Here is a 24,775-nt window from a genome sequence, read left to right as displayed (position 1 = left end):
TCATTACTTTTCGCTGACCCAATATACACCTGTTGGCTCAATGGCGAGAAACTCTCTATGTAATTGCTCCAGCGTTTTTTGCGGCTCAAGGTCGGTAAATTGTTCTGGATAGAACCACTTAGCGAAAACTTGCGTCGCAATCACATTGTATGGAGAGTTATAGTAATTGTGCCAGATAGCATAATCTTGCTTATCTTTTATGGCTGATAACGCGCTAATTCCTTTACGTTCAGTAATTTTTTTCAGGCTTTCTTTTGCATCAGTTAATGTGCTTTGTGCCCCTAATTGAACGCCTGCATCTTTACTTCCCGGTGCTTTTGCACCAGATGCAATGTAAATACTTGGGTCTGCAGCAATGATTTTCTCTAAATTCATCGTACCAAGTGCACCCGGTAAAACACCTTTAGCAATATTTTTACCACCAGCTAAATCAATAAAGTTCCCCATGTTCCCATCACCAGCGGTACCACAGCAGTCTTCAAAGGCTCCCGCGCGTAATTCGATAAAAACACTGGGTTTTTTATCGTCTGGTATTTTAGAGGTAATATCAGTGACTAACTTTTGGTTTCTTTCATAAAAATCGACATACTTATTTGCTGCCTGTTCACGATTTAACGCTTTGCCGAGTAAACGCATACTTGGCAATGTGTTTTCCAGTGGCTTATCACGGAAATCCACGAATACGACAGGCACTCCCGCTTTTTCAAGCTGGTTAACTAATTCGCTATTTTTACCCGGCCCATGGCCTGACAAACCAAAAATCGCGATATCTGGATTTAGGGTTAATACTTTTTCTGAACTGACGCTATCTGCGCTGGTATTACCAATCAGTGGAATATTATCAATTTCAGGAAATTTAGCTTTATAAGCAGCGTAGGTTTGTGGGTCTAGTTTTCGAAGGTCACCTTGCCAACCCACAATTCGGTCAATAGGTTTATCACCTTCCAGCAGAGCTATTGCACTAAATAGGCGTCCCTCACCTAATAAAATGCGATTAACATTATCAGGAACTTCAACTGTACGACCTGCAATATCAGTGACTGTTGCAGCCCAAGCACTCATACTGGCACTTGCTAATAACGCTAAACTTATCCCTTTTACTACCGACCTAGCTACAGACTTCTTGGCTACCGACGACATAGTATTAAGCTCCACTATTAACCTCATTGACTTACCTTTTTTTTATGCGGTAACAATAAAGCAAATAAGAATACTTATCAATACGATTATTAGTTTAATCATGACTTTCATCAATGGAATTTTGTGACCACCATCGTAAAGCCAAGCATTCAGCATATTTTACCGCCAAAATACCACTTTATTGCCAGCGCTATATATAAAAAAACAGCACCCTATAAAGAGTGCTGTTTTCATGATAAGTATTTTAAAAAATTATTTATCTAAATTTTCGCGGTAACTTGGAAAGCTCATTTCTTTATAGCGAATAAACGTTGTTTTCTTCGCTATCTTATAGCCAAACCAAATCGCTAAAAATAATGGGAGACCAATATAAGTTGCAGTAACCCCTACCCAATCAATTTTATCTTCTAAAAAGGCTTGGTAATTTTGGCCTAATGTAATTGTTAAACACAAAATAAAGGCAAAAATAGAGCCAATTGGGAAGAAACCTGAACGATAAGGTAAGTCATTAAGATCTTTCCCTTGTGCAATATAGCCTCTACGGAAACGATAATGGCTAATTGCAATACCTAACCAAGCAATAAACCCTGTCATCCCGGATGTATTTAATAGCCACAGGTACACCGTCTGGTTTCCAAACATAGAACTTAAGAAACACAATCCCGCAACAACTGTCGTTGCTAACAATGCATAACGCGGTACGCCACCTTTAGATAAACGGGCGAAAATGCGCGGCGCTTTGCCTTCACGCGCTAAGGTATACAACATACGCGTTGATGCGTACATACCCGAGTTACCTGCCGATAATACTGCCGTTAAGATAACCGCATTCATCACTGCTGCTGCGGATAATAGGCCTGCATTTTCAAATACTAAGGTAAATGGACTGACACTAATATCTTTGACATCATTACGCAGTAAACTTGGGTCAGTATAAGGAATGATCAAACTAATAATTAAGATTGCGAAGATATAGAATAACAGTATACGCCAAAATACTTTGCGCACTGCTTTTGGAATATTTTTGGCAGGATCTTTCGACTCACCCGCAGCAATACCAATTAATTCAGTACCTTGGAATGAGAAACCAACGATCATTGCCACACCAATCATTGCTGAGAAACCACCAGCAAAAGGTGCATCACCAATTTCCCAATTATGCCATCCTGCATTCTCTGCACCATTCATGATGCCAAAAATCATTAATACCCCGACGATAATAAAAATAACGACCGTGGTGACTTTTATTAATGAGAACCAGTATTCCGCTTCACCAAACCCTTTAACAGAGATGAAATTCAGTAAGAAAATAATGGCAAGGAAGATTGCGCTCCAAATCCAACCGGGAGTATCTGGGAACCAGTAGGTCATCACCAACTGAGCGGCAACTAAGTCAACGGCAATAGTCACAGCCCAGTTGTACCAGTAGTTCCACCCTAGTGCGAAACCAAAACCTTCATCGACATATTTTGCACCATAGGTTGCAAATGAGCCTGAGACAGGCATATAAGCGGCTAACTCGCCCAAACTGGTCATCAAAAAATAGACCATTAAGCCAATGATAGCATAAGAAAGGAGTGCTCCACCGGGGCCTGCTTGTGCAACCGTTGCACCGGATGCAACGAATAAACCGGTACCGATGGACCCACCGATAGCAATCATCGCAAGATGGCGTGCCTTTAACTCACGGCGTAGTTTTTGTGGGCCGCCCTGCGAGATAGTATTGGTATGTTGTTCTGACATTTGTTCCCTGCATTTTATTATTCAGCTAATATCGCATGGATTCTAGCAAAATAGGCTGTGAGAACTAAGCAACTCTTCACTGTTATAAGATACCTTCATAATTCACATAAAATTATAAGTAAAACGCGTTATTACCCAAGACCGAATATTGTTTCTTTAAAATCTTAGAAAAAACTTAACGTTGTTATTCCTCTGAAGGCTTTAGCCCGTTACGAGGCGGCAAATGATTAGTATGTGGCTTGGGTAATCGAATGCAGCCAACAACGCAACGGACTAAAAGGTAACGAGAGTTTTTTAGTGACAATATGACAACAAATTAGTAATCGCACTCGAAATATGCTTTTGGCGGTGATAAATCAAATATAGCGTTCTTTCTAAATGAAGTTCGTCTATTTTTAACTCAACTAAAGTCCCATTCTCTAATTGCTCTTCGATCACTCGGCGTGATAAACAGCTTATACCTATTCCATATCGGACGGCATGTTTGATAGCTTCTGAATTTCCAAGCTCCATCAAAATATGAAAGCCGGGAAGATGTGCAAATAATAGTTGGTCAAGGACATCCCGCGTACCAGAGCCCCTTTCACGCAAGATCCAAGGAGCGTCACGTAAATCTTTTAAAGAGACGCTTTTATTCGCTAATGGGTTTTGAGGTGAAACAAAAATAACGAGTTCGTCTTTTAACCATGCTTTAGAAATTAACTCAGGGCTATGGCAAACGCCTTCAATTAACCCAACGTCCGCTCTAAACTCCATAACGGATTTAATGATCTCTTCTGTGTTACTGATAAAAAGCTCTAAAGGAATATCTGGGTGGTCATGACGATAACCCGCTAAGACTTCCGGTAAAATATAATTACCAATCGTCGTACTGGCAGCAAGGCGCACAGCTCCCATCTCTTTTTTAAATAATTGCTCGACCTCTAGCCCTTGCTCTAATAATGCTAAAGCTTTGGGATAAAGCAGCCTTCCGTGCTCATTCGTAACAAGTCGTTTACCCACACGGTCAAATAATTGAACACCTAGTTGACCTTCTAAATCCGTTAGCGACGCACTGACAGCCGACTGTGAAAGCGCTAATAGCTGAGATGCTTGCGTCGTGGAGCCACTTTTTAATACTTCCGTAAAAACCTCAAGTTGCCTAAGAGTAATTCGCATAAAGGTAAGCCCCAACGTGATTTTTAGTATTTGTAATAATAATGTTAATATTAACGATTTATTCGCAATATTCCAGAAGAAACTTATAATCTATTTTGGTGGTAGATTATATAAAAATAATCAATTTAAATTATTATTGATTTTGTTATATCCTTATTACTAAATCTTATAAGCGGTAATAAAGAGTATTATCATGAATAAAAGTGACACCAACACCCTTGAGCAAAATAGCCTAAGCCCTATATTCAAACTCATACCAGGCATTATTTTAGCGGGTATTCTAACTGCTATTGCAATTTACCTAGGTGACCAACCCTGGTTTATGGATATCGGTTTAGGTGCATTAACCCTCGCAATATTATTAGGAATTATTGTAGGGAATACTTTTTACCCCGTAGCCAGTCGATCTTGTGATGCTGGTACTAAATTTGCCAAACACTATTTCCTACGCGCTGGTATTATCTTGTATGGCTTTCGCCTTACTTTCCAGCAGATCACTGACGTAGGAGCAACTGGGGTAATTATTGATGCTTTAACATTAACATCGACATTTTTATTAGCATATTGGCTAGGTAAAAAAGTGTTCGGTCTTGATGAAGAAACAACATTGTTAATTGGCGCAGGCAGTAGTATTTGTGGTGCAGCTGCCGTCATGGCAACCGAACCTGTCGTTAAAGCTTCTGCGAGTAAAGTCGCTGTTGCCGTTTCAACCGTTGTTATCTTTGGTACGATTTGTATCTTTGTTTACCCTTGGATTTATCAATTAAATGCGTACTTCGGCAGGTTTCCAGCAACAGAAGAAACTTTTGGGATTTATATTGGTTCAACCGTGCATGAAGTTGCACAGGTTGTTGCAGCAGGCCACACCATTGGTACTGACGCAGAAAATGCCTCTGTCATTGCCAAAATGATCCGTGTCATGATGCTTGCGCCTTTTCTAATTATTTTATCGGCTTTCTTAAGCCGTAAAACAGCGGCTAACCAAACAGCCAATAGCCAAAAAAGCAAAATCACTATTCCTTGGTTCGCTGTATTTTTTATTGTTGTTGCAGGTTTTAATTCACTCAACTTACTGCCTCAAGTGTTAGTGCAACAAATCATTGCGTTAGATACAATTTTACTCGCTATGGCAATGGTGGCTTTAGGACTAACGACCCATGTGAGTGCTATTCGCCAAGCGGGTATTAAACCCTTATTAATGGCGCTGATTCTATTTGTTTGGCTGATTGTTGGCGGGCTTCTAATTAACGTACTGATTCAAAGCATTTTTTAGCATATATTCTCCTCATTTTTAGCCACCTTACTTGGTGGCTTTTTTGTTGATTTCATTTATTTGCTCATTAATGGCATACTCCAAGAAAAAGGAGTCAAAAATGAAATATATTGGAGCACATGTCAGCGCCTCAGGTGGCGTTGACCAAGCCGTTATTCGCGCACATGAAATCAATGCAACCGCTTTTGCTTTATTCACAAAAAATCAGCGCCAATGGAAAGCTGCGCCACTAAGCGAAGACGTGATTAAAAAATTTAAAGATAACTGCAAAAAATATGGGTACGGTAAACACCAGATCCTTCCTCATGACAGCTATTTGATCAATCTAGGTCACCCCGAATTTGAAGCTTTAGAGAAATCTCGTGCCGCTTTTATCGATGAGATGCAACGCTGCGAACAATTAGGTATTGATTTACTTAACTTTCACCCAGGTAGTCATTTAAAGAAAATTGAAATTGACGATTGTTTAGCGCGGATTGCTGAATCTATTAATATTGCCCTTGCTGAGACCGAAGGGGTGATTGCAGTTATTGAAAATACGGCCGGCCAAGGGACTAACTTGGGCTTTGACTTTACACATCTTGCAAAAATTATTGATGGAGTGAAAGATAAAAGCCGTGTAGGCGTTTGTATTGATACTTGTCACGCATTTACCGCAGGTTATGACTTACGCACAGCCGAAGATTGTGACAAAACATTCGGCCAATTTGCAGAGATTGTTGGGTTTGAATTTCTAAAAGGAATGCACCTGAATGATGCTAAAAGTGAATTTGCCAGCCGCGTTGACCGCCACCATAGTTTAGGTGAAGGGAACATTGGCTTTGCTCCATTTACTTACATTATGCAAGATGACCGCTTTGATGGTATCCCATTGATTTTAGAAACTGTTAACCCCGATATTTGGCCGCAAGAAATTGCATGGCTAAAAGCACAACAAAATAGCTAATTATTTGCTTTCTAATAACCAAAAACCCCTGCATTTATCGTGCGGGGGTTTTGGTTGAAACTAATGTACTATAACGACTTCATTTCAATTTTAGCCATCATATCCGCTAATTTGTTTCTATTTTTTAAACCGACATCTGGCTGAGAAACGGATAGCGCGGAAATCGCTGTCGCCATACGTAACGTGTGCTCACTGGATTCACCGTTAAGTAACCCATAAGCTAACCCTGCCACCATGGAATCACCGGCACCAACAGTGCTTATCACTTCACAATGGGGTGGTTTTGCAAGCCAAGAGCCCGAAGCATTAACCCAAAGCGCCCCTTCTTCCCCTAACGATATGACCACATGGGAAATCCCTTTGTCTCTTAATTCATGCGCTGCGGCCACGACCTCTTGTAAATCAGGAAGTTTTCGGCCAACCCAGCTTTCTAACTCATGACGATTAGGTTTTACTAACCATGGAGATGCTTTTAAACCTGCCTTCAAAGCTTCTCGGCTACTATCAAAAATAATACATGGACATAATTGGCGAAGGCGAGTCATCCAGCGAGTAAATTCTTCTGGGTCAATACCACTCGGTAAACTTCCGCTCACCACAACCATATCGAAATGGCCTAACCAATTGAGCGACTCTGTCGAGAAGCGGTTCCAATCTTCTTTACTAACCTCAAAACCTGAAAAATTGAAATCAGTCGATTCCCCGTTATTTTCAGTAAGTTTCACGTTAATTCGTGTACGCCCTGGTACCATGCTAAAGCGATTAGCCATACCATTTTCACTGAAAAAATGTTGGAATTCTTCTTGGTTATCCTTTCCCATAAAACCACTAACAGTGATATCAATACCTAAGTCACGGAGCACTTTTGCGACATTGACACCTTTACCACCCGCATTGAGGCTAGCGGTTTTGACTAAATTGACTTCACCAACTTCGATAGTAGAGCATAAGCCCACAAGGTCGTAAGCAGGATTTAATGTAATTGTAGCAACCCGGCGAGTCATAACCACTAATCTCCCTTATCATGATTATCGTGTCTTTAAATTTAATTATAGTTATAACATTAAAGCATATTGTTTTCAGTGATATTTGTACTTTTTCCTGCTTGTTTTTCTACTAGATTATGTCAGGATCAACGCGCTAAAAAAGAAAACAATAAGGAGAATATATGTCTGAGCCTACCAACGTCGTCGTGGGTGTCGGTGTTATAATCACTAACAAATGTGGGCAAATTTTGATGGGCAAACGCAGCAGTAAACATGCGCCCTATTGGTCTATTTTCGGAGGGCATGTTGACCCAGGTGAATCATTTGAAACCTGTGCCATCCGCGAAATAAAAGAAGAGATTGGTATTGATATTCAAACTCCCACCGTTTTTGGCATCAGCAACAATTTACAGACTTATCAACAAGAAGGTAAACATACCGTTTCTATTTGTATGCATGTTGAATATAGCGGTGATGTGGAGCCTCGAATTATGGAAGCAGACAAATGTGAAAACCTAATGTGGGTTTCACCTGATAACCTCCCAGAACCGCATTTTGAAGCTAGCCGCAATGCCGTAGACCTCTGGCTAACACAACGCTTCTATCACCAAAGCGCCTAATTAATCATAAGCGTACAAATATCTTCGCGTTGTACGTTTATTATCCATCTCGTTCTAATTACTCATTTTTCCCTATTTTATTCTATTTGCCATATTTACAATACTTCACGCTTGCCGTATCATTTAGCTAGTACAGTGAAACATTATATTTAGGAGCCACCATGGCTATTGATGGAACAACACAACAAAAAAATCCTTCTATATTGGGAGGTGCTATGATCATCGCCGGTACTGCAGTCGGTGCTGGTATGTTTTCTATTCCTATGGTGACTTCTGGCGTTTGGTTCACAGGTTCCGTCATACTGTTAATTTATACCTTTGTTTGCATGTTACTTTCTGGGCTAATGATTTTAGAAGCTAATATGAATTATCCAGCGGGTGCTAGTTTCCATACGATGGTAAAAGATTTATTAGGTTCGACTTGGAATTCAATTAACGGCTTATCCGTCACTTTTGTGCTTTATATACTCACTTATGCCTATATTTCTGCAGGCAGCTCTATCATCGCAGCAAACTTGTCAGAAAAAATACAGTTACCACAAGCGGGTGCAGGCTTTATTTTTGCCTTTATTGTGGCTTTTTTTGTATGGCTTTCTACGCGTGCTGTCGACAGGTTAAGTACCATTTTAATTGGCGGGATGGTGCTCACCTTTATTATGTCAATCGGTGGAATGATTTCCACTGCATCGCCCGCGATTTTATTTAACCAGACTGAGCAAAGTGAAAACCAATACCTTCCCTATGCCTTAGCCGCATTACCTTATTTATTAACCTCTTTTGGTTATCACGGTAATGTTCCAGGATTAGTAAAATATTATAATAAAGATAGCCGTAGTGTTGTTAAAAGCCTAGTCTATGGTGCCACCATTACCGTGGTTATCTATATTTTATGGCAGTATGCTATTCAAGGAAATATTCCAAGAACGTCATTTATTGAAATAAGAGAAAACGGTAATAATATTGATGCATTACTGGCTCAAATGAATATTTCCACCAAAAGTAGTTTTATCTCTCAATTTTTGAACCTGTTTTCATATATGGCTCTAGCGAGTTCCTTCTTAGGCGTATCTTTAGGGTTATTTGATTTTATTGCTGACTTTTTCAAATTTGAAGATAATAAGTTTGGCCGCCTTAAATCTGTCGCAGTCACATTTTTACCACCAACAATTCTCGCGTTAATTTTCCCTAATGGGTTTATTTATGCGATTGGTTTTGCCGGGTTAGCAGCCACTATTTGGGCCGTTATTGTCCCTGCACTGATGGCGAAAGCAAGTCGTAAACGTTATCCAAACAACAGCTATAGAGCACCGGGGGGAAGCTTTATCATTGGCTTCGTGATCCTCTTTGGTTTAGTTAATGCTGTTGCTCATTTATTGTCATTGTCTGGCTTACTTCCTATCTATTAATCATTCCAGTATGAATATAGCCCACGGGTTATATTCATACTTATTGCATTATCCAATAACTGCATTATCTAGAATTGTATTATCCAAAAATTTTTCACTGAAAATTGACTTCAGCATCTTGCCTAATTCCTTATCTGCGAGTAATTTTGTCGCACTCTTTTTGACAACCCCAAAGAAGGTTATTTATGGCCAAGGCCAATGAAATCAAACGTGGTTTAGCAATCAACTACAACGGCAAATTATTACTTGTAAAAGACATTGATATTCAAGCACCTAGCGCTCGTGGTGCGAGTACATTATATAAAATGCGTTTTACTGATATCAAAACTGGCCAAAAAGTTGAAGAACGTTTCAAAGGCGATGATATTTTAGACACAATTTCGCTTACGCGCCGTGGAGTCAGTTTTTCTTATATTGATGGTGACGAGTATGTCTTTATGGATAATGAAGACTACACTCCCTACATTTTCAAAAAAGCAGATATTGAAGAAGAATTACTTTTTATTCCTGAAGAAGGGTTACCAGGAATGCAAGTGTTAACGATGGATGGGCAAGTTCTTGCTTTAGAGTTACCACAAACGGTTGATATGGCCATTATTGAGACAACACCTGCAATTAAAGGGGCGTCTGCCAGCGCACGAACTAAACCTGCAACGATGGCTACAGGGTTAACTGTCCAAGTTCCTGAGTATTTAACCAGTGGTGAGAAAATTCGTATTCATATCGCTGAGCGTCGTTATATGGGCCGTTGTGATTAATTTTTGCTTTTAGTTTCGCAGAAATAATGCTTTATATGCCTATGAGTTTATTGTTCATAGGCATATGTCATTAAAATTAAACATTGCACCCTCATCTCATTTTAGTTTGCTACATTCAATTCTTGCTTATCTCAAGATTAATCGTATTTTATCGTATAAATACCTAAGGTTTTATCTTTATTAATCCAGGTAAATTGTTGAGTACCTTTTTGGTTCGGAAGCAACGTTTCTTGATTTTTTAATTTTTGAATATCTGCAGATGCGGTTTCCAATTTGCCATTATCATTCCAGCATTTAGTTTCAACCCTGTGAACATTCGCTTCGACTACACAAGGCGACGCAACAATAGCACCAGTAAATCGAATAACGGCAGTATTACTCCTTCTCACATCACTGTTTTCAGAGGCAAACATTGAAAAATTTGTACTTAGTGTCGCTACCGCTAGAAAAGTCATTACTATTTTTTTTACTGAGCTATTCATGAAGAAATCTCCTCCTAAAATTATGTTATCGTCACTTTCTGTCATTTATTTACAGTTAAAGTATTTAATTTGGCTAAATTGCCTGAGAACGACATACTAATTCCAAAAAGAAATTAAAAATTTCATTTATAGTCGTAGTTTTTTATTTTTCCTTTTAATTATTTATCCAAATAAAATAAACGACTTACATCACTCTTAATTAACCACACAAAATGCAACACTTTATAAATAGTATCTATTAGCATTGGTTGTATAATTTATAAAAACCGTCGCAATATCACTTGAGGCTTATCCAATAAATCATTAAAAATAGTGTTTATCATCATGAATAAAAATTTAGATAAAAAAATTTCATTACCCTCTACCAACTTGATCGCATCAGGCCGACAACGTGCTTGTTATCAGCATCCTGAGCATCATGACCTATGTATAAAAGTTCATCTAAATGGGAGAGACGACAAAGAAACCTTAAGAGAGATTCGCTATTACAAGCGTTTATATAGAAAAAACTTCACTACAAAAACAATTTCTCATTACTATGGCACCCAACAAACTGATCAAGGGCTGGGTTATGTATTCCAATTAATCAAAGATAAAACAGGAAATGTTTCACACACTTTAGATTATTACCTAAAAAACAAACAACTTTTTTTAAAACATAAAAAAAATATGAAAGTTGCTTACGAGCAATTTAAAAAAAATATATATAAAGAGGCTATCACCACGATGGCGCTAAAAACTTATAATATCGTTTACCAACTAGGTTATAAACCTTGTGGCCAATTTCTTATTATTGATAACCTAGGGTCTGCTAACTTAATCCCCATTGATTATTTTTCAACTAAAATAGCCCGTTCTACACTAAATCGTCGGTTTACCGATTTCGAACAACGGCTTTATCGTGATTATAATATTAAGGTATAGCACACATACTCTGACTTACACTTTATCCTCACCATTAGTATCTGGTTATATTGATTTATTGTAAGCGTAGATTATTTCACATTATCCGATATCAATATCACACAAAGAATATGATTAACAAAAATACTGATATACATACAGTATATTTGTTTTTTGAGTATTTTTCATTCTAATGGTGGTTTTTAAGACAAATTAAACTATTCGTTTTCCCCACAAACAAACCTTCGTTAAATATAAATTTAAACTTCTTTACATTTTGAGCTTAAAAAGGACTTAATTATGTAATTACACTGAAATAGCACACAATAAAACGTGATTCAGATCATATTTTATTAGTGATAAACACCCGTTTTATAAGTGAATATACCTCATTGTAGACGACCATCACATAACCCAATGGCAAATAGGCTCTTTTATCTAATGTTTTGTAAATTTCACCCCTATTAACTCGCCATTTTGCTTTTGTTTATGTATGCTCTTAAAGGTTTGATTTGGTACTAATGCGAAACCAAATCTTCCAAGCAAAAAATGTAAAGAATGTCTTAGTAAATTTAGTAAATATTGATATATATCCTATACTCAATAAGTCATTAAATATGATTAACACATTCGAAGTTTGGTAGTGCTGCAATAAACACTTTCTGCGAAAAACACACTTCTATGATTTATAATGCGTTTTTCACAGGGATAGGTTTAGTTTTTTTGTGTCTTTTTACACAATAAAGTACTAGAAAAATGGTAAGGGATATATATAAGAATGCTAACGTCTGAAAAACTTAAGCGCTATGCTTGGCGCATTGTTCCGGCAATTGCCATTGCCGTAACGCTCACAGCATGTACCACCCCAAAGTCAGCTAAGAATACACAATATACTGCCAAATCAGATACACGTATGCTAAATGGCTCTGCTGGCGATTCGTTGACGATGGCATCTCAAGATGAATTCGAAGAGTTAGTACAAAGCGTTGATACTAAGTCTAAAATAATGGACCAATACGCAAGCTGGAAAGGTGTAGCTTATCGCCTTGGTGGCACAACAAAGAAAGGTGTCGATTGCTCAAGTTTCGTTCAGCGCACATTCTTTGAACAATTTGGTGTTGAGCTTCCTCGTACAACATCTGAGCAAGAATCCTCCGGGAAAAGCGTAAAACGTAATAACCTAAAAGTCGGTGATATTGTTTTATTCAAAACAGGCCGCACGATGAAGCATGTTGGTATCTATATTGGTGATGAAAAATTTGTTCATGCATCAACCAGTAGTGGTGTTATCGTTTCTGAAATGACTAACTCTTACTGGAGCAAAAGATATTATGCAAGTAGACGCATTATCAACGGCTCATAAATTTTTGTAGTACCCTATATCCCCTTTCCAATAAAAAAGCTTCCATATGATGGAAGCTTTTTTATTGGAAATCTCTACTGACTAAATTTAGTGGTAGTCATCCGATTTTAAATCAAGAATAACTCAGTCACCAAATTCCACCTCATGATGATACTCATCCAAAAAAACAGTTTTAAATATAGAGCCAAATAAAATCAGTAAGCAAAAACAGTAATAAACAACCGAGCCATCATTACTAAAAAAATATTAAAACATACTCAAAGCTAAGTTCTATAAACTATAGCTCTTAAACTAAGCACTATAAAAACCAGAAGAAAGTTCTGCAATAGCAACACCTGAAGCTTTTAAACGGCACATAGCGGCTAACTCATCATTAGCATGAATGAATAGGCAAATTTCTTTCTGCCACTCTAAGATCGCATTAGCAATTTGCATGTCTGATAATGATTCAGATAATTGCTGCATTGCAATACAGTCTGTCGCACAGTCATGGCTAAGTAATTTGAGCCCCACAAGCTTATCGCTATCGACATCATTCATAGGTACAACTTCAACATCTGTACCTTTTTTGCCTGATAACCAGCGGTAGCTTTGCGGTAGCCTGTGCACCACCGAAAGACCTAATTTTTCCACAAACATATCCTATTGAAACATTTTAGTATTTTGCCAAGTATTGATATTTACTTTCTTACTTGACCTAACACCGGCTTAAGCCAATCATTCATCGTTCAAACCGAATTTTTAGTTATCTAAAAAGTAACATTAATGTTAAATATCGAACCTTAAATATAACATTAAAAAAACAAAATGTCGTTAAATTTTTGTGACACAAATCATTGCATATTCATTTTAATAGTAAATATATTAAAATTTAAACTAATTTTGATCTTCAAGCTCAACATCCAGCTCAAAATACTTAACTTTTTTTTACATTTCTGAAATGAAAATAGTAAAAAAGAGTTTATTCTTGAAGTTAAACCAAATTTTTATTAATGAATAATGTTGCAATGCACATTAAATCATAAAACATAAATTTAACAAATCCAGCCCTGATGATAATTGATTTAGATCATTTTTTAGCAAAAATTTTAAATACCCTGCGTTACTACTCGATTTTATCGAGCAATAATCCTCTATCTCTTATAGATAAAATGAATGATATGGAGAAGTAACTAGAACATGCTTTATTTGATTAGATATTAAAGAAGAGAATTACATGTTCTCAGCTTCATCCTTGAAACTTGAAAACATATGACATGACTTACTTTGTTTTTTTAGCCAATAATACAAACAACATTGAAAATGCAACGCAAGCGACCATTGAACCGACCATTGGCCATGCGCTCTGCGCAGGTATTAGTGATAATAACGTTCCAACGAGCGCACCAATCGAAAACCTGATTGTGCCTGCCAATGAAGAAACCGTTCCTGCAATATGTGGATAATTATCTAAGATCACGGCCATTGCATTCGAAGTGATCATCGCTATGCCACTGACATAAATGGCAACACCGATTACCAGTGTCCAAAAATCTAGCGCAAAGGCTGTTGTCATTAGCAACCACAATCCCATCACGAATTGAATAATAATACCAAAGTAAAGCATTTTTTCTGCACCAAAATGCCTAACATAGCGGCTATTTATTGTCGTCATAATAAATAGGAAGATAATATTGATACCAAAATAGTAGCCAAAATTCTGTGGAGACACCCCGTTCAAATCGATATACACAAAAGCGCCTGCATTTAAGAATGAAAACATCCCTGCAAAGGAAAATGAACTCGCTAATATGTAGAACAGTACCTGTCTTGCCCTAAATAAAGTGGCAAACTGCCTTAATGTTGTACCAATATGAAACTTCTGCCTTTTAGCTACGGGCAATGTTTCCCGCACAAAGCAGCTCACTAAAACGACAGCGATAACCGCTGCAATGGCGATACTCCAAAAAATTGCATGCCATGAAAACCAGCGCATTAACTCTCCCCCTAAAATAGGGGCCAGCAACGGTGCTATTGTCATCACTAATACAACAAAAGACATACTTCTTGAAAATTCATCACGGGTAAACATATCCCGCATAAGCGCGTTAATCACAACACTTGCAGCGGCAGCGGCAAAACCATGTAAGAAACGCAACCAAATCAGTGAATCAATCGATTCAGTGATAGCACAGGCCGCTGAAGCGATTGCAAAAACGACGACCCCACCTAAAATAACGGGTTTACGCCCAATGCTATCTGCCATCGGACCATAAAATAATTGTCCTATAGCAAAACCAAAAATGTAGCTATTGAGCGTCATCTGAATGCGCCCTTCATCTACATTAAAATAATGCATCATCGTCGGAAAGCTTGGTAGGTACATGTCAATAGCCAATGGCATTAGCATCGATAATAAACCTAGAATTAATATCAGCCCCAAATAGGATGAACGCTGCTGTTGCACTCTTTAAACTCCTGCTGTTTTTTTACGTGGTACATTAATACTGTTGATCTCTTCTTCCGTCAGTGGGCGATATTCTCCTGGTTCAAGCGTCTCATCTAGCCAAATTTCGCCAACGCGCTCACGATGTAGCCCACAAACATGGTTTCCTACTGCAGCAAACATGCGTTTTACTTGATGATAGCGCCCTTCACTAATCGTCAATCGGACATCTCTAGGGCTAATAATTTCCAGTTTCGCCGGTTTAGTTGGGTGTTTTTCCCCGTTAAGCATAACGCCCTGAGCAAACTGCTCGGCAACATCATTGGCGATGTCGTCACTCAATTGAACTCGGTATGTTTTTTCACAATGATGCTTCGGTGAAGTAATGCGATGTGACCATTGACCATCATCAGTCAATAACACAAGACCCGTTGTATCGATATCTAAACGCCCTGCTGAATGCAGTTTTTGTGCAAGAGGCTCATCAATAAAAAAAAGAATTGTTGGATGTGTTGGGTCATCTGTTGAGCAAATATAGCCTTGCGGTTTATGTAACATAAAATAACGCGGCCCAGTAACTTGTACGAGGACATTACCATCATAAGCGACTTCATGGTCAATCGTAACTTGAAAGGCACCTGATTTAACGATTTCATCGTCAACTGTTACAAGCCCTGCACGCAATTCTCGCGCTACCAAACTTCGGCTTATCCCTAATTGCTGGGACAAAAATTTATCCAGTCGCATAGATTCTCTTAACTTGATGGAATGCCAGTGAAGCGTACAATAACGCTCAACTGTCAGAATATAGAGTGAAAGGTTGTTGTGATTGTTATCACATTATTCATTATAACAATAACCCCTGTGAAGTGATAGTTTCACTGAAGCAACAGACATCTTTAGACAGACTCATCGTTTTAAATTAAATTTAACGTCATTCACCTGACTGAATCACATAATACTGAATAATATGTCTTTTATTTTACGCCCTTACCAACAAGAAGCTGTCGATGCGACAGTGAGTTATTTCCGTAAGCAGACTCACCCTGCCGTGATTGTCTTGCCAACTGGCGCAGGTAAAAGCTTAGTGATTGCCGAATTGGCCCGACTCGCTCGAGGACGAGTACTGGTATTAGCGCATGTAAAAGAATTAGTTGAACAGAACCATGCTAAGTACCTCGCATATGGCCTGCAAGCAGATATTTTTGCTGCAGGATTGAATCGCAAAGAGTCTCAAAGCAAAGTCGTTTTCGGCAGTGTGCAATCCGTTGCTCGCAATCTTAAAGCATTTGACGCACATTTTTCCCTAGTAATTATTGATGAGTGCCACCGTATAAGTTTGAATGATAAGAGCCAATACCAACAGATTATTCAAGTTTTACAAGTAAATAACCCTTCATTACGTATTTTAGGCTTAACAGCCACCCCCTACCGCCTCAATAGTGGCTGGATTTACCAATACCATTACCATGGCATGGTACGCGGTGATGAAAATTGTTTTTTCCGTGAGTGCATCTATGAGTTACCACTACACTATATGATTAAAAACAAGTTCTTAGTCCCACCTGAACGGCTTGACATGCCTGTTTTACAATATGATTTTAGCCAGGTTTCACTTACATCATCGGGTATTTTTAACGAACAAGAACTTAATTTGTCGTTAAAAAAACAACAACGCATTACACCTAAAATTATTGAGCAAGTTATTGAATATGCAGCACCTTTGCAAGGCTGCATGATCTTTGCTGCAACGGTCGAACATGCAAAAGAAATTTTGGGCTATTTACCTCAGGGTCGTGCTGCATTAGTGACAGCTGAAACCCCGGCTGCTGATAGGCAATCAATTATTAAGCAATTTAAAAACAAAGAACTACATTATCTCGTTAACGTTTCAGTGTTAACAACCGGGTTTGATGCTCCTCATGTGGATGTGATTGCTATTTTGCGGCCAACAGAGTCAGTGAGTTTATACCAACAAATTGTTGGTCGAGGATTACGCCTTTCTGAGGGAAAAACACGCTGTTTAATCTTAGATTATGCAGGGAATCCACATGACCTATTTCGACCAGAGGTGGGCTCAAGTAAACCGAATTCAACCAGTGTGCCGGTACAAGTTTTCTGCCCATTGTGTCAATTTGCGAATATTTTTTGGGGAAAATGCACCTCTGATGGCCAAATTATTGAACACTTTGGCCGGCGCTGCCAAGGCTGGGAAGAAGACGAAAATGGGCAGAAACAGCAATGTGAATTCCGTTTTCGCTTTAAGCAATGCCCACACTGTGGCGCTGAAAACGATATAGCCGCTCGTCGCTGCCAAAAATGCCAAGAGGTGCTTACCGACCCTGACGATATGTTAAAAGCCGCATTAAAACTTAAAGATGCATTGATCATTCGTTGCGGGGGAATGCAATTTATCACAGGGAATGATGCCAAAGGCGAATGGATTAAAATCAATTATTATGATGAAGATGGAACCTGTGTTTCAGAACGTTTTCGCCTAGCAACTCCTGCGCAAAAACGCGTGTTTGAATACCGTTTTTTACGGGAGCATCAACGTGCCCCAGGTGTTCCATTTAAGTGGAATAATGCAAATGATATATTATTGCAGCAATCTTTATTACGATATCCCCAATTTATTGTCGCTCGCAAAAAAGAACGTTTCTGGGAAATTCGAGAGAAAATCTTCGATTATCAAGGGCGTTTTCGCGTTGCAGATCCCCTATCGTAAAGCGAAAATGATCATAATGATTGCTGGATGACGGATTTTTCGTTAAAATGCCGCCCGCCTTCCGATATCTTGTTCTCTGAATGAAGTATTCCTAGGCCAAATCTCGAACCTGCTGCTGGGTCGCCTGTAGCAGGAATTTATATTTTCTTTTTATAGAGAAATAGTAATGTTAACTATCAATGCAATTGAACGTAAAGAGCAGGGTAAGGGTGCGAGCCGCCGCCTGCGCAGAGATAACCAGCTTCCAGCTATCGTTTACGGTGGCAACCAAGAAGCAATCTCTGTAACTCTTAACCACGATGAAATCATCAACCAAGAAAGCAAAGCAGAATTTTACGAAGTTCTGAATCTGGTTATCGATGGTAAAGAAACAAAAGTAAAAGTTCAGGCTGTTCAACGTCACCCATTTAAGCCAAAAGTGACGCACATTGACTTCCTGCGCGCTTAATTAAAGCCCACAGCCGAGCTTTAGAATTTTCGGGACGCCGAGTAAATAACGCCGCAATTGCGGCGTTATTTATTTCTAGCGATTCAACACCATAACTTATTTAGTACCACGGCGTTGTAATTGGTCCCGCAAATTAGGTGGTGTGCCGCGAATGGTTAACGTATCAGTGACAGGATCCCAAAAGATACGCTCCCCCATGAGCATCGCATCAAAGCTAATCGTGATCCCTCCACCACTCCCCGAAAACTTCGTTAATTGTTTTAACGTTCCTCTATCGGCAGGGAAACTTTCTTCGAGTTGATAATCATTTTGGCGAGCGAAATCATCGAAGCTTTGTTCTTCCACCATTGGTAACTCTTTTGCCAATGCTTCTAACTCAATTTCTTCACCTGATTGTAATTGCTCCGTGCAATAGCTATGCACTTGCTGGCGATAAGCTTGGCGAGTATTTTTATCCATCTGAGCATTGTCACAAAAATCATCAAGTGCTTGAACTAAGCCTTTATTTTGAACTTTTGCATTTAGCCCTTCAGACGCAGCTAAAAAATCCATAAAGAAGTCAGAGACTTTTCGTCCTACTCTACCTTTTAAAAAGGTTAAATAGCGTTTTGACTCTGGATTGGTTTCCCATTCGGTTAAATCAATACGAGCGACAATATCCGCATGAGGAATATCTAAATAATGAGTTGTGCCTAAATCTAATGATTCCGTGACAAACATGCTGTCACAACTATTGAGCACTGCAATTAATAAGTATTCGACTGCAAGGTAACGGTATTGACAGAAAAGAACGACGCCCCCTTCAGCAAAAGGATATTTAGCTAATTCATCTTTCAAGCGAACGGTCATCGCACGACTAAAACCTAAAAACTCTTCCTCACCTTTGCGTAATAGTTTTAATGCATCAGCAAATTCACTTTCTTCATTAAACTCACCAAATGCTTTACTTTTTGCACTATAGACGCGGTGTAACTCTGCCATCATGTCTTGTACGACACCATCTGCTGTTAATAAAGAATCCCGCAACATCACCTCGAGGGTTTGTTCATCTCTTTTAATTAACTGGTGTAAAGCTATCTGGTTAATTTCCAGACTCATTGTTGGCTCCTTCGAAATAGCAGAAATAATGTTGCGCGTATTCAAACACTGATATTATTCCTCTGCAATAGAAACTATCATTTGTGCAAATTTTGACCCCACCCCGCTGAACTTATGCACACTTTACGAATCTGAATTAGCATTATTATCACTTAAACAAAAATTTGTTGCGAAGAAAGAAGAAAAACCAACTGTGATACGCTATGATATGTAGCTTTCATTAATTTAGGATGTCTCAATTTATGCCACAATCATCTCGCTATAGTGATGAAAAAGTTGAAGGTTTACTTTCTGACCTTGTTAGTGTGTTAGAAAAAAACCACACCCCTGTTGACCTTTCCCTTATGGTGTTAGGTAACATGGTCACGAATCTGCTAAATACGTCGGTTGCACCTGCACAACGTAAAATGATTGCAGAATCATTCGCAAATGCATTACTTTCTTCTGTTAAAGAAGATAAATCACACTAATTGATTAATGAAATAAACAGTATGGTCACCCACCTGCGCTACCGTGACAAAGTCTCTAACATGATTGGTTGGGGGCACTGGTTTGCACTATTCAATATACTGCTTAGCCTCGCGTTAAGTAGCAGCTACCTGTTTATTTTTGATTGGCCAGACACCCTAACTGGTCGAGTTTATGCCTTCGTCAGTTGGTTAGGTCACTTTAGCTTCGTGGTCTTTACGGCCTACTTACTAATTATTTTTCCACTGACCTTTATTGTCATGTCTCAGCGGTTGCTGAGGCTACTTTCTGTTGCCCTCGCAACTGCAGGGATAACCCTTTTAATTTTTGATATCCGTGTTTTTAGCCAGTTTGGTTTGCATCTAACACCACAGGTTTGGGATTTAGTCATTAACCCCACAAAAGGCGAAATGGCTCGTGAATGGCAGCTGATGTTTATCAGTATCCCAATTATCTTTCTCGTTGAAATGTTATTTGCAACTTGGAGTTGGCAAAAACTGCGCAGCTTAAGCCGGCAAACCTTTGGTAAACCGCTTGCAGGTATTTTTATTGTGACTTTTATTATGTCACACCTGATGTATGCATGGGCCGATGCGAATTTTTACCGCCCTATCACTATGCAGCGTTATAATTACCCATTATCACAACCGATGACCGCACGGAAACTTCTTGATAGATATGGCTTATTGGATTTAACAGAACATCAAAATCGTGTCTTCCAGCAAGGTAGTCCGACCGCCCTTAAGTTGAATTACCCATTAAAACCATTAAGCTATTATGACCAAGGTTCAGGCTATAATTTATTATTATTAGTGGTTGATGACCTCGGTGATAAGTCACAACAAGATTCGATAAATGCCCTGAATGAGTTTAAATCAATCAGCACACAGTTTACCAACCATTATACAACTGGGTTACGTAACGATACCGCCTTGTTTGGTTTATTCTATGGGATTTCATCGACTTACTTTGATAATATTCTTAATGGCCGCCATCCATCTAGCCTGATTGAAGCCCTTCAACATCAAGGGTATCAGTTTGGTTTATTCTCAACGGATGGCTTTAACTCTCCATTATTCAGGCAAGCTATTTTAGCCGATTACTCTTTGCCTGCCAAAACTGCAGATAACGATAGCTTGACCGTTTCTCAATGGAATAATTGGTTAGATAACCTTAAAAATGGGTCGCCTTGGTTCTCGTTCCTTAACATTACTGGCACACCGGGTAGTGCAAAAACCAACGAGCAGATCAAACGTGTAATGGCGGCATTGCAACGTGATAACCGGTTAGAAAATACCATTGTTATTGTGACTGCCAATTACAATAATCAAGGTAAATCAGAAAACGATTGGTTAGACGGCAAACACTTTAATCGAGATAACATGCAGGTGCCTCTATTTATTTACTGGCCGAATACCCCTGCGCAACAAATAGATAAACTGACTAGTCATCAAGATATAATGACTACACTAATGCAGCGTTTATTACATGTCACAAACCCACCTGATGATTATAGTCAAGGTGAAGACTTATTTAGTATTAAACGTACTTATCCATGGGTGATCACCGGTGATAACGACGATGTTGTGATTACCACTGACAATGCCACCCTTTATATGGATCAAAATGGTCAGTTTAATATCTATGATAAACAAGGTGCTATCGAGAAGAATGAAAAACCTGATTTGGCTGAGTTGTTGAAGATCTTTACTGAATTAAAGCGTTTTAATGAAAATTAAGTGCTTAAATATCAACCAGTCGCATCATGAGTCTATTGCTTTTAGAAGCAAATTGAGTAGTATAAATCAGAGTTCGGCATGTAGCGCAGCTTGGTAGCGCACCGTCATGGGGTGTCGGGGGTCGTAGGTTCAAATCCTATCATGCCGACCAACTTTATATAGAGAAACCAACCACTTAAGGTTGGTTTTTTTGTGCGGTGAGTTTGGGGCGGGTAAAAGTCGGGTAAAAGTCGGGTAAAAGTCCGACATAGTTATACCGGCTTTTACCCTTCCTTTCGTTAGGATTTATTATCCTACTGCTCTCCCTTCTCTTCTTCCTCTGCTTCACGTTTAGCTTCTTCTTACTCTAATACCCCGATCTAAATATCGATATAAACTGCATCACTCAAGTAACGTGTCTATTGACGGTCTTGGGAAGAATGAGAAGAAAACATATATTGAAGAAACACTAGAAGAGATATTTATCGATGGTGATTGGCTTCCTGAAACCCAAGAAGCCGAAGTAGAATATTTTGATAAGTGTTCTAGATGCGCCAACTACTCGAGCTGGCGCATTAGTTTTTATTGTTGCTCTACCTGTTCCACAGCTTCCTGCTCTGCCCTTTCCGCTTCCTCTGCTGCACGTTTAGCTTCTTCTTGCGCTAATCGCTCTGCTTCTATCTTAGCGAGTCTCTCTGCTTCAGCTTGCTTTATTCTTTTTTACTACCCTTCCCTAGGGTATAGCCTAGGTATGCCATTAGTAGCGGGTATGTGTATTCTTTAAAAAATGTACTATTAACGTCCATAACATAAATAACGATAGATAAGACTACTACCGACATGACAATGTAAAAAGCATACGACTCAGTTGATGTTAATCGCTCCCATCGCATCTTCTTTAATTGATGGGATAGTTGCTCGCTGGCTTGTGTATGGTTAAGTTCTAATTTTTTAGTTTCAAGGACTTCGCTATACCCTGTTTTTAACTCTACATGAGGCTCTTGTGTATTTTCTGAATTAGCTTTATTCATACTGAGCCTCGCTATTTATCTACATAAATTGTGTATGTAATTTGATAGCTATAATACCCCGGCTGAGTTCCATATAAATTAACGCGAAACCTCAAATGTACATTTTTACCATCAACCGAGGCTATTAGCATTGGTCTGGTTGGGCCGAAGCCTCCATCGAAATAAGGGTTTAATATCTCAATTAACAATTCACCATTTTCATCACCAGTATCAATCCTTGACCCCTTGTCCTTGCTATCAAACTTCACAAGAAAATTAATTTTCATTCCGTTAAGAATTTCTATTGTTGTTTTTTCTCTATCAAAGGCTTCAAATACCCCTGATGAGATAACAAACTTGTTGCCACAATGTATAACTGCGTTCATATAGAGCTCCTATTTTTTCACATGATAGCAGAGATACATCCTTGTATCTTCTTCTGTTCGGGCTACTGATTTAGTTCTAGCGTTTCAAGTTGCTGCTGGTAACTGGCTAATTTAGCGGCTTCAGCTTGCTTTTGATTGTAGAGGGAGTTAGGTGGCATTTCGACACGCATGTCTATCCAGCGCGATTCAGGTACGTCACAAGGCTCGTAGTTTTCGAAGTAAACAGGCACGCCTTCTTCATCAAAGTGCTTAATGCGCTTGTTCTGGAAACGTTCTGGCATATCTGCGTTCTGTTGGTGGAAAACAAAAACTTCAATATCACCATCAGGTCTCACCTCGTAATCAATGAGAACCATATTTTTACCGTTATGGTCTTGAGGAATGACAAAGCCGTTATTGATACCCCATGCACCATCTGCATTAAAGCCCACAACACCTTTAATGAGATAATGGCCAATATCAAGGCGCTCCATTTCAACGCCTTCAGACTCTTCGTTGAGTTCGATGTGGTCAGCAAAAACTTTCACAATCGGGGAAGCGGCTTTTAAGTTGCCGTTTGAGTCTTTTGTTGTGTTTGCGGTTGAATAAACAGTATTGATGCTTGTAAGGACTGCATTATTTTTCCCTGTTGAACACGTTCTCAGTGTTTTTGAAGCAGGGTCATAATGTAATACGCAACCATACTCATTCTCTGCAATATGCACCCCCACCCCCCACGGTAAACTATTGGCAACACCTGGCTCCCCAGGAGTTGCTACAAAGCGAGTGCTCCAGTCTTTTGCGATATCCTCTGTTTTTATTGGGGAAGCGGCAATTCCGATACCATACTCACCCACTGTCATTGCCGTACCTGACTTTCTCGGGATGATAAAGGTATTCAGTCGTTTGTTTTCAGTATCTCGATAAGAAATATCTAATAACGTTTCTGTAGTATTTGACGCTTCAATTCTAACTTCTTCGCCATTTTTCTTCCTAATCGAAAGTCCCGGCCAATCATCTGTTCCTGAAATTCTTATTGTTGAAGAATTAACTGTTACCCTGCCATTGATATCCCCTCCGGCTTTATCAAACTTCCCATCTAGCTGCTTATCCATTTCAGCAACCGTACGAAGCTTAATTTTCTGTCCAGTCGGCAATTCAACATCAATGGCACCCTGAGCTGTCATCCACTGATTTAAAATTTCTGTGTAGACTTCGCTCGCAATAACCTGCGCCGTCGCTTTATTAACCCCGTCAGAAATGGAATCAATCATCGTTGTTAGAATGATATATTTCGCATTAGTTAGTTTTGCTGAAACAGGAAAGGCCAACGTTAAAGCCGTGTTGCTTTCAATGGAATAAATGCTATTAATGAGCAAATTAGATCCATTTTCAATCAGCACAACCTGACCGACTGAAACAAGCGTAGTGTTATCTTTCCAGCGTGTGCCTGTCCCTGTTATTTTTGGACTATTTGCTGTGGTGCTGACGGTACCGATATTATACATAGGATTGATTCTCCGAAATTTGGACGTAAAAAAACCACAATTAAGCGGCCTATAGGTATTCGTTTACTTACTTCATACAATGATGTTGCTTGAATTCATTTGTGTCTGATTGCGTGACCACAAATAGCCCTTCACAAACCTCATGCGTCACTGTTACAGGTGATTTGCACGCAGCAATAAGCACGACGATCCCTGTGAATATCGCATATTTAATTTTTTTCATCTGGTT

Annotated in this window: 24 protein-coding genes and 1 tRNA gene; 12 read left to right on the top strand and 13 right to left on the bottom strand. The window is 39.0% G+C overall.

All coding sequences use genetic code 11. The annotated features are described in order from the left end of the window. Positions 1 to 3: 3 nt before the first annotated feature. From PR809_RS05540 to yieE, 3 genes are all read right to left on the bottom strand, one after another. Complete coding sequence (locus PR809_RS05540) at positions 4 to 1,140, bottom strand: ABC transporter substrate-binding protein (RefSeq protein ID WP_168222847.1); 1,137 nt, start codon at positions 1,138 to 1,140, stop codon at positions 4 to 6. A 252-nt stretch (positions 1,141 to 1,392) separates the two neighbouring features. Next, a complete protein-coding gene (locus PR809_RS05535) occupies positions 1,393 to 2,883 on the bottom strand; it encodes an amino acid permease (RefSeq protein WP_206276663.1) in 1,491 nt (496 codons plus the stop codon). Between the two features lie 294 nt (positions 2,884 to 3,177). Further along, positions 3,178 to 4,041 (bottom strand): DNA-binding transcriptional regulator YeiE, encoded by an 864-nt coding sequence (yieE, locus tag PR809_RS05530; RefSeq protein ID WP_102137702.1) that lies wholly within the window; start codon positions 4,039 to 4,041, stop codon positions 3,178 to 3,180. A gap of 193 nt (positions 4,042 to 4,234) precedes the next feature. Here yieE and PR809_RS05525 point away from each other — a divergent pair, with 193 nt between their 5' ends. Continuing rightward, positions 4,235 to 5,314, top strand: coding sequence for a YeiH family protein (locus tag PR809_RS05525; RefSeq protein ID WP_206276664.1), 1,080 nt, complete (start codon positions 4,235 to 4,237; stop codon positions 5,312 to 5,314). A 100-nt stretch (positions 5,315 to 5,414) separates the two neighbouring features. Beyond that, positions 5,415 to 6,260, top strand: coding sequence for a deoxyribonuclease IV (gene nfo / locus PR809_RS05520; RefSeq protein WP_206276665.1), 846 nt, complete (start codon positions 5,415 to 5,417; stop codon positions 6,258 to 6,260). A 68-nt stretch (positions 6,261 to 6,328) separates the two neighbouring features. Here nfo and fruK read toward each other — a convergent pair whose 3' ends face one another. Further along, the gene (gene fruK / locus PR809_RS05515; RefSeq protein WP_102137803.1) at positions 6,329 to 7,264 is read right to left on the bottom strand and encodes a 1-phosphofructokinase; all 936 of its coding nucleotides are present in this window, start codon (positions 7,262 to 7,264) and stop codon (positions 6,329 to 6,331) included. Positions 7,265 to 7,428: 164 nt separating this feature from the next. Between fruK and PR809_RS05510 the strand changes: the two genes are divergently transcribed. The 3 genes from PR809_RS05510 to yeiP all read left to right on the top strand — a co-directional run bounded on the left by PR809_RS05510 (position 7,429) and on the right by yeiP (position 10,030). Next, on the top strand, positions 7,429 to 7,866 hold the full coding sequence (locus tag PR809_RS05510) for a nucleotide triphosphate diphosphatase NUDT15 (RefSeq protein ID WP_102137699.1): 438 nt from the start codon (positions 7,429 to 7,431) through the stop codon (positions 7,864 to 7,866). Between the two features lie 161 nt (positions 7,867 to 8,027). Then, the gene (gene mtr, locus PR809_RS05505; RefSeq protein ID WP_206276666.1) at positions 8,028 to 9,272 is read left to right on the top strand and encodes a tryptophan permease; all 1,245 of its coding nucleotides are present in this window, start codon (positions 8,028 to 8,030) and stop codon (positions 9,270 to 9,272) included. Between the two features lie 185 nt (positions 9,273 to 9,457). Continuing rightward, the gene (gene yeiP / locus PR809_RS05500) at positions 9,458 to 10,030 is read left to right on the top strand and encodes an elongation factor P-like protein YeiP (protein ID WP_102137697.1); all 573 of its coding nucleotides are present in this window, start codon (positions 9,458 to 9,460) and stop codon (positions 10,028 to 10,030) included. 137 nt (positions 10,031 to 10,167) lie between these two features. On the opposite strand, the gene PR809_RS05495 is transcribed toward yeiP, so the two are convergent. Then, complete coding sequence (locus PR809_RS05495) at positions 10,168 to 10,512, bottom strand: hypothetical protein (RefSeq protein WP_102137696.1); 345 nt, start codon at positions 10,510 to 10,512, stop codon at positions 10,168 to 10,170. Between the two features lie 324 nt (positions 10,513 to 10,836). Here PR809_RS05495 and PR809_RS05490 point away from each other — a divergent pair, with 324 nt between their 5' ends. Together PR809_RS05490 and mepS are read left to right on the top strand one after the other, a co-directional pair. After that, positions 10,837 to 11,436: a YrbL family protein gene (locus PR809_RS05490; protein WP_102137695.1), complete on the top strand. Its 600-nt coding sequence runs from the start codon at positions 10,837 to 10,839 to the stop codon at positions 11,434 to 11,436. A 757-nt stretch (positions 11,437 to 12,193) separates the two neighbouring features. Further along, positions 12,194 to 12,778: a bifunctional murein DD-endopeptidase/murein LD-carboxypeptidase gene (gene mepS, locus PR809_RS05485; RefSeq protein WP_102137694.1), complete on the top strand. Its 585-nt coding sequence runs from the start codon at positions 12,194 to 12,196 to the stop codon at positions 12,776 to 12,778. Between the two features lie 291 nt (positions 12,779 to 13,069). On the opposite strand, the gene PR809_RS05480 is transcribed toward mepS, so the two are convergent. From PR809_RS05480 to rsuA, 3 genes are all read right to left on the bottom strand, one after another. Continuing rightward, positions 13,070 to 13,411, bottom strand: a complete 342-nt coding sequence (locus PR809_RS05480; protein WP_102137693.1) for a hypothetical protein — start codon at positions 13,409 to 13,411, stop codon at positions 13,070 to 13,072. Positions 13,412 to 14,039: 628 nt separating this feature from the next. Then, a complete protein-coding gene (locus PR809_RS05475; protein WP_102137692.1) occupies positions 14,040 to 15,224 on the bottom strand; it encodes a Bcr/CflA family multidrug efflux MFS transporter in 1,185 nt (394 codons plus the stop codon). A 3-nt stretch (positions 15,225 to 15,227) separates the two neighbouring features. Beyond that, entirely contained in the window at positions 15,228 to 15,950 is a 723-nt protein-coding gene (rsuA, locus tag PR809_RS05470) for a 16S rRNA pseudouridine(516) synthase RsuA (RefSeq protein WP_140172551.1), read from the bottom strand. A gap of 223 nt (positions 15,951 to 16,173) precedes the next feature. Here rsuA and PR809_RS05465 point away from each other — a divergent pair, with 223 nt between their 5' ends. Next, entirely contained in the window at positions 16,174 to 17,931 is a 1,758-nt protein-coding gene (locus tag PR809_RS05465) for a DEAD/DEAH box helicase (protein WP_166264623.1), read from the top strand. Positions 17,932 to 18,097: 166 nt separating this feature from the next. Beyond that, positions 18,098 to 18,379 (top strand): 50S ribosomal protein L25, encoded by a 282-nt coding sequence (rplY, locus tag PR809_RS05460; RefSeq protein WP_004260060.1) that lies wholly within the window; start codon positions 18,098 to 18,100, stop codon positions 18,377 to 18,379. 96 nt (positions 18,380 to 18,475) lie between these two features. On the opposite strand, the gene yejK is transcribed toward rplY, so the two are convergent. After that, a complete protein-coding gene (gene yejK / locus PR809_RS05455) occupies positions 18,476 to 19,477 on the bottom strand; it encodes a nucleoid-associated protein YejK (protein WP_272524481.1) in 1,002 nt (333 codons plus the stop codon). Positions 19,478 to 19,719: 242 nt separating this feature from the next. Here yejK and PR809_RS05450 point away from each other — a divergent pair, with 242 nt between their 5' ends. The 3 genes from PR809_RS05450 (at position 19,720) to PR809_RS05440 (ending at position 21,835) form a co-directional block, all read left to right on the top strand. Further along, the gene (locus tag PR809_RS05450; protein ID WP_047755730.1) at positions 19,720 to 19,947 is read left to right on the top strand and encodes a YejL family protein; all 228 of its coding nucleotides are present in this window, start codon (positions 19,720 to 19,722) and stop codon (positions 19,945 to 19,947) included. 21 nt (positions 19,948 to 19,968) lie between these two features. After that, entirely contained in the window at positions 19,969 to 21,684 is a 1,716-nt protein-coding gene (gene yejM / locus PR809_RS05445; protein WP_206277037.1) for an LPS biosynthesis-modulating metalloenzyme YejM, read from the top strand. A gap of 74 nt (positions 21,685 to 21,758) precedes the next feature. Next, positions 21,759 to 21,835, top strand: a tRNA-Pro gene (locus tag PR809_RS05440). A gap of 538 nt (positions 21,836 to 22,373) precedes the next feature. On the opposite strand, the gene PR809_RS05435 is transcribed toward PR809_RS05440, so the two are convergent. The 4 genes from PR809_RS05435 to PR809_RS05420 all read right to left on the bottom strand — a co-directional run bounded on the left by PR809_RS05435 (position 22,374) and on the right by PR809_RS05420 (position 24,769). Beyond that, positions 22,374 to 22,694 (bottom strand): hypothetical protein, encoded by a 321-nt coding sequence (locus PR809_RS05435; RefSeq protein WP_206646189.1) that lies wholly within the window; start codon positions 22,692 to 22,694, stop codon positions 22,374 to 22,376. An 11-nt stretch (positions 22,695 to 22,705) separates the two neighbouring features. Further along, complete coding sequence (locus PR809_RS05430) at positions 22,706 to 23,059, bottom strand: DUF6864 domain-containing function (RefSeq protein ID WP_206276619.1); 354 nt, start codon at positions 23,057 to 23,059, stop codon at positions 22,706 to 22,708. Between the two features lie 62 nt (positions 23,060 to 23,121). Further along, on the bottom strand, positions 23,122 to 24,546 hold the full coding sequence (locus tag PR809_RS05425) for a phage tail fiber protein (protein ID WP_272524480.1): 1,425 nt from the start codon (positions 24,544 to 24,546) through the stop codon (positions 23,122 to 23,124). 67 nt (positions 24,547 to 24,613) lie between these two features. After that, the gene (locus PR809_RS05420) at positions 24,614 to 24,769 is read right to left on the bottom strand and encodes a hypothetical protein (protein WP_185746907.1); all 156 of its coding nucleotides are present in this window, start codon (positions 24,767 to 24,769) and stop codon (positions 24,614 to 24,616) included. Positions 24,770 to 24,775 lie beyond the last annotated feature (6 nt).

Source organism: Providencia sp. PROV201 (genome assembly GCF_028479545.1).
Taxonomy (GTDB): Bacteria; Pseudomonadota; Gammaproteobacteria; order Enterobacterales; family Enterobacteriaceae; genus Providencia; species Providencia huaxiensis.
The sequence above is the reverse complement of the archived record's forward strand: the minus strand, read 5'-3'. Positions and strand labels throughout refer to the sequence as shown.